The organism is Peribacillus sp., from assembly GCF_059453735.1.
Genome location: NZ_JAZVJO010000043.1, coordinates 1 through 5,330 on the forward strand (window position 1 = coordinate 1; position 5,330 = coordinate 5,330).

The 5,330-nt window shown below is 38.2% G+C and carries 5 protein-coding genes; 1 reads left to right on the forward strand and 4 read right to left on the reverse strand.

All coding sequences use genetic code 11. The features are described 5' to 3' along the window. Positions 1-618: 618 nt before the first annotated feature. Positions 619-861 (reverse strand): hypothetical protein, encoded by a 243-nt coding sequence (locus tag AC52RT_RS01400; protein WP_495539098.1) that lies wholly within the window; start codon positions 859-861, stop codon positions 619-621. 156 nt (positions 862-1,017) lie between these two features. Between AC52RT_RS01400 and AC52RT_RS01405 the strand changes: the two genes are divergently transcribed. After that, a complete protein-coding gene (locus AC52RT_RS01405) occupies positions 1,018-1,881 on the forward strand; it encodes a polysaccharide deacetylase family protein (protein WP_495539099.1) in 864 nt (287 codons plus the stop codon). Here the strand turns inward: AC52RT_RS01405 and AC52RT_RS01410 are convergent. The 3 genes from AC52RT_RS01410 to AC52RT_RS01420 all read right to left on the reverse strand — a co-directional run. Next, positions 1,824-2,996 (reverse strand): acyl-CoA dehydrogenase family protein, encoded by a 1,173-nt coding sequence (locus AC52RT_RS01410; RefSeq protein WP_495539100.1) that lies wholly within the window; start codon positions 2,994-2,996, stop codon positions 1,824-1,826. The genes AC52RT_RS01405 and AC52RT_RS01410 overlap by 58 nt on opposite strands. A 142-nt stretch (positions 2,997-3,138) precedes the next feature. Next, positions 3,139-4,536, reverse strand: a complete 1,398-nt coding sequence (locus tag AC52RT_RS01415; protein WP_495539101.1) for a sigma 54-interacting transcriptional regulator — start codon at positions 4,534-4,536, stop codon at positions 3,139-3,141. 139 nt (positions 4,537-4,675) lie between these two features. After that, positions 4,676-5,330 (reverse strand): FAD-binding oxidoreductase (locus AC52RT_RS01420; protein WP_495539102.1); only part of this gene is annotated, 655 nt, incomplete at its 5' end.

Sequence of the window (5,330 nt, forward strand, 5' to 3'; positions counted from 1 at the left end):
GCTCGGTTGTTTTTATAGTGTGTACTCACTTCTTTAAAACGTTGACGCTTTGTTTTGTTCAGTTTTCAAAGAGCAATTTCTCGTCTGTTACGACACAATTAATAGTATCATAACTTCGAACAGTTGTCAACTTCTGCGAAGTTTTACTGGTTTAAAACCGCCGCTCTCTTTGCGACTTCTTAATATTACTTCTATTTTTATTAATAGTCAACCCTTTTATTAAAGTATTATAAAATACTTAAGTAAAACTCTATAGATATTACTCTTGTCATTATTCATTCCTGAATTTTGTTCTGTATTATATAGTAAGAACTACTTTTCTTAAGAACAATCCATTTCCACTAATACATTGGAATAGCCACCTCTTCAGGAATGACCTGTATCTCCCCACTCTACTTTTAATTCCTCATAAGATTGGATCGCGTCAACATGTCCAAAAAGCTTATGAACGGGTGCAAAGTATGTTTCTTACATGTCTGAAACGAAATTAATGTTAACGTCTTCCCCGTTTACCCAGAAATCCTCTTCCTCCTCATTAATATCATTAGAGAACAAGCAGGCAAGTATCTATTTGTGGTGGAAACCAATCTTCTTCATATATAGGTATGTAGAATCTGCTTATCTTTTTCCTTTTGTTTTTTCTAGGTTTTGCTGTTTCTTAATAATGACTATACCACTGGCAGTTAACACGCAGACTACAGTGTGTATAATCAACAAGATCTTTACATCAGTATTAGTATTCAAATTAATCATAAACAGTCTTAACAGTAATCCAGCCACAGAAGCAATAAATACATACCAAAGTAACTTCTCTCTTGATTTTAAGATTTCCATTCGAGTAGGATTTTGAGTCCTTTCCATAAATAGTTCTCCTTTATTCGCATATATGCGCTTAGTGTTTCTTTACTTATTCGTAACTTCAATCTGTTTTTCCTTTAACATTCATAAATTCAGTTCTTCAATTTAAATAAATTTTAAGAAAATCCATAAACTACTTGTTAAAGGTGGAGTCTGCTGATGAAAACGAAAGTCATATTTATAATTCTATTCCTAATTGTATTTTCTTCAACGGAAGCCGAGGCATCCGTGTTTAGAGATACCCGTGAAAATTATGAAAAAACAGGAAATGTAATCTGGGAAGTGAAAACAAAGGAAAAAATAGTCGCCTTGACCTTTGATGATGGTCCTCACCCAATTTTCACACCGCAAATCCTTGATCTTTTAGCAACATATAAAGCTAAAGCTACTTTTTTTGCAGCGGGCAATAAAGCAGAACGTTTTCCTGCGGTGTTAAAGAGGGTGTCTAAAGAAGGCCATGAAATTGCGAATCATACGTATAGTCACATATATAGCAGCAGGATCCCTGCTGAAAAGTTGGAAGAGGAATTACAAAAGACAGACTCTATTATCAAAAATGTTACAGGACAACAGCCCACTCTCTATCGTCCAGTTGGAGGTGTGCATAACAATGTCATTATCGACACAGCTATTAAGAACGGTAAAACCGTCGTATTGTGGTCATGGCATATGGATTCGAAGGATTGGAGTAGACCTCCCGCAGGGAAAATGATAAGCAAAATTATAACAGAGGTTCAACCGGGCAATATCATTCTTTTTCATGATTGGATAGGAAGTGAATATACCGAAACTTCGCAGACGGTGGTGGCATTAGAAGATATCCTCAAATACCTTAAAAAAAATGGCTATCAATGTATAACCGTATCCGAAATGATGTACCGTTCATCAGAGACACTACCTGAGCCGATTGATCCTTATAATCAAAAAAAAACGAACAGGCCTGTGACAGCCTATTTGTTTTTTACTCATAATCCTAACTTCTTAGCAATTATAACTTTCATGATTTCATTTGATCCCGCATAAATAGGCCCAACTGCCACATCACGATAAAAGCGAGATATTCGGTATTCATCCATATAACCATAGCCTCCGTGAAGCTGTAGACAATCAGCTGAAATTCGCCTTGCCATGTCTGTGACCCACCATTTGGCCATAGATACTTCTGTGACAATATCTTCCTCGTTCATATGTTTACTAATTAAATCGTCTATAAAGGTTCGGCCTATTTGAACTTGTGTAGCAATTTCAGCTAACTTAAACTGTGTGTTTTGAAATTTACTAATCTTTGTACCAAATGCTTCACGCCCCTTTACATATTCAATAGTGAGCTGAAGCATTTGTTCCGCTGCAACTTGTGCACCCAAGGCAGCCATAATCCGTTCTTGTTGCAACTTGTGCATCAAATAGTAAAACCCTTTTCCTTCTTCTCCAAGAAGATTTCCAGCAGGAATCATTACATCTTCAAAGATCAATTCTGCTGTATCTTGGCTGTGCTGCCCCATTTTCTTCAATTTTCTACCGCGAGAAAAGCCTGGCGTATCGCCTTCAACTAAAAACAGGGAAACTCCCTTATGTGCAGGGATAGCATTTGGATCTGTTTTACATGCAACCACGATTAAATTAGCTGAAATTCCGTTTGAAATAAACGTCTTCTCTCCATTAATTATGTAGTGGTCTCCTTTTTTAACCGCAGTCGTTTTAATTTGAGCTAAATCTGAGCCTGCTCCTGGTTCACTCATCGCAATTGCCGTAATGATTTGACCATTGACACAGCCTGGGAGATATTTATGCTTTTGTTCTGCAGTACCAAACGTTGCTATATACGGAACAACAATTGTGTTATGAAGACCAATCCCGCCTCCTCCGCCAACCCTTCCCAATTCCTCTGCTAAAATAATTGAAAAGGCAAAGTCTGCACCCAGTCCGCCGTACTCTTCATCTACCCAAGGACAAATAAATCCGTTTTTACCCATCTTGTCCCAAAATGATTGGGGAACCATTTGATTTTCTTCCCACTCTTCTGCATATGGTTTTGCTTCTTTTTCAAGAAATTTTCGAAGTGAATCGCGAAACATTAGATGTTCCTGAGTAAAATACGGCCGCTCTGTTTTAACCGGATTCCATGTTGCTGTTGTCATATTGTATTCCTCCTTTTAATGATTTCTTGAAGTATATATGCAACTTTTATGCCACCAAATAAGAAGACTATGACTAGCTTACTCCGAATCGAATTGTCCGTTTCTTTTTTAAAAGACAAAAATGTCCGGTATTCCGGACATTCTACATTTGATGCTTTTTCAATTTTTCATACAGCACTGATCTACTTATGCCTAGTATTCTTGCTGCTTTGGTTTTATTCCCACCCACTTTCATGAGTGCATTCTCTATTTCTTCACGTTCAATTTCTTGAATTGCTCGTACTGAATCCCGAATAAAAGGATGTTTATTCTGTAGGTAATCTGGTAAATCCTTTATGCTGATTTTCCCGTTCTCTCTCATAACCATTGCCCGTTCGAGAGCATTACGTAATTCACGGATATTCCCTGGCCAAATGTACTCATATAGTCTTTCTACTACTTCTTCTTCCATCCCACTAATCGTCGTTTCCAGGAGGTGGTTAAGTTGTTTTATCATGACATGAGCAAGAATAGGGATGTCTGTCTGTCGATTTCTAAGTGCGGGTAAGGTAAAACTAATAACACTTAACCGATAAAATAAATCTTCTCTAAACGTTTTATTGCGAATCATTTCTTCTAAAGGAGCATTCGTGGCCGATAATAATCGAACATCCACTTGAATTTGTTCGTTGCTGCCCAATCGAAAAAAACCTCTTCCTTCAATTACTCTTAACAACTTAGCTTGTAGTGCCAAAGACATCTCGCCAATTTCATCTAGGAAAAGTGTTCCGCCATGTGCTGCTTCCCACTTCCCTGCTTTGCCGCCTTTATCTGCTCCTGTAAATGCTCCTGAAACATATCCGAACAGTTCCGATTCTAGTAAATGTTCAGGAATAGACGCACAATTAATCACTATAAATGGTCCCTTTGATCGATTACTAGAATGATGGATGGCATGGGCAAACATTTCTTTGCCTGTTCCACTCTCCCCGCGCAATAGAACCGACGTTTTCTTTTTTGCTGCTTTTTCTGCATGTTCTATTAATTGTTTCAGTCCAGGATCACGAGTAATAATATCCTCCCAGACATATTGTGCCTTCTCGTTTATCCTCCCTGGCCTCCCTTCTTCTAAGGCTGAATATTCTGATTTATTAACACGTAAGATTACCTCCATCTGTTCACGTAAATCCATGGTAGATTTCGATAGAGCTAAAACAAGGTCTCTTTGAGTTAATAATCCCGTAATCTTCCTCTCCCCATCTACGACTATTCCAGTTCCAAAGGGAGAATTATGTATACTAGCTGCTTCGATTTTCATGTTTGCAGGCAGTGACTGTACATCTTTAAGTATATAGGGAGCAATTGGAGTATCTAAGGGTGATTCCTCAACAATAAGCTGCAAAAAGGCACCGCGCGTAAAGACCCCTGCCAATTTCCCCTCCTCATCACCAATCGGAATAGTATTAAACCTCGTCGTGAGCATAAATTCTGCTGCGTCTTTCAGTGTAGCTGTTTTATATAGATAGCTGTCTATCGTTTGCATCACATCATAAATTCTCACAGTTTCCTCCGTTTATTCAAATTTTTTTCTGGTTTAGGAGTATCGTAACGTGGTGTTATGCCAACGTCAAGCCAAATAAATCCATATTCTAACAAAAAACCGAATACAGTTTCTGCATTCGGTTTTGATTATTTTTTAATTATAGTTGTATGGCTGGACCAAAAAACTCATAGTGAATCTGTTCTTGTGAGACGCCCATACTGGTCAAAGTCGCGATCATACTACGTAAGAAAGCAACTGGTCCACAAAGATAATAGTCCGCATTCATATCATGTTCGAATTTACCTAAGAAGTTAGCATCCACATAACCGTGTTTACCAAAATGACGATCAGTGAAATCCTCGTCAGTCGGATTTGAATAAGCAAAGGCTAAGCGATAATTAGTTAAAACTTCATTGTAAGAGTTCAATTCGTTTTTAAAAGCTTGAGCAGATCCATTTTGCGAAGCATGAATAAATGTGACAGGCCGACTCGGCTGCTGTTCAGCAACAGTTTGAATCATACTCATAAACGGCGTGATCCCAACTCCTCCGCTAAGAAAGACAATCGGCTTAGTTGGTTGACCAAGATCCAACACGAAATCTCCAGCTGGAGCAGTCAATTCAACTGTGTCGCCGATGTTTACGTGCTCATGTAAAAAATTAGATGCTTTACCTTCAGGTGTATTTGCCGCACTTTCACGTTTGACAGAAATTCTAAAACTATCTTTTCCAGAAGCCGCTGATAAGCTGTACTGACGATTAACTAAATATTCCTCTCCAGGAACACGTAAACGAATGGTTATGTATTGGCCC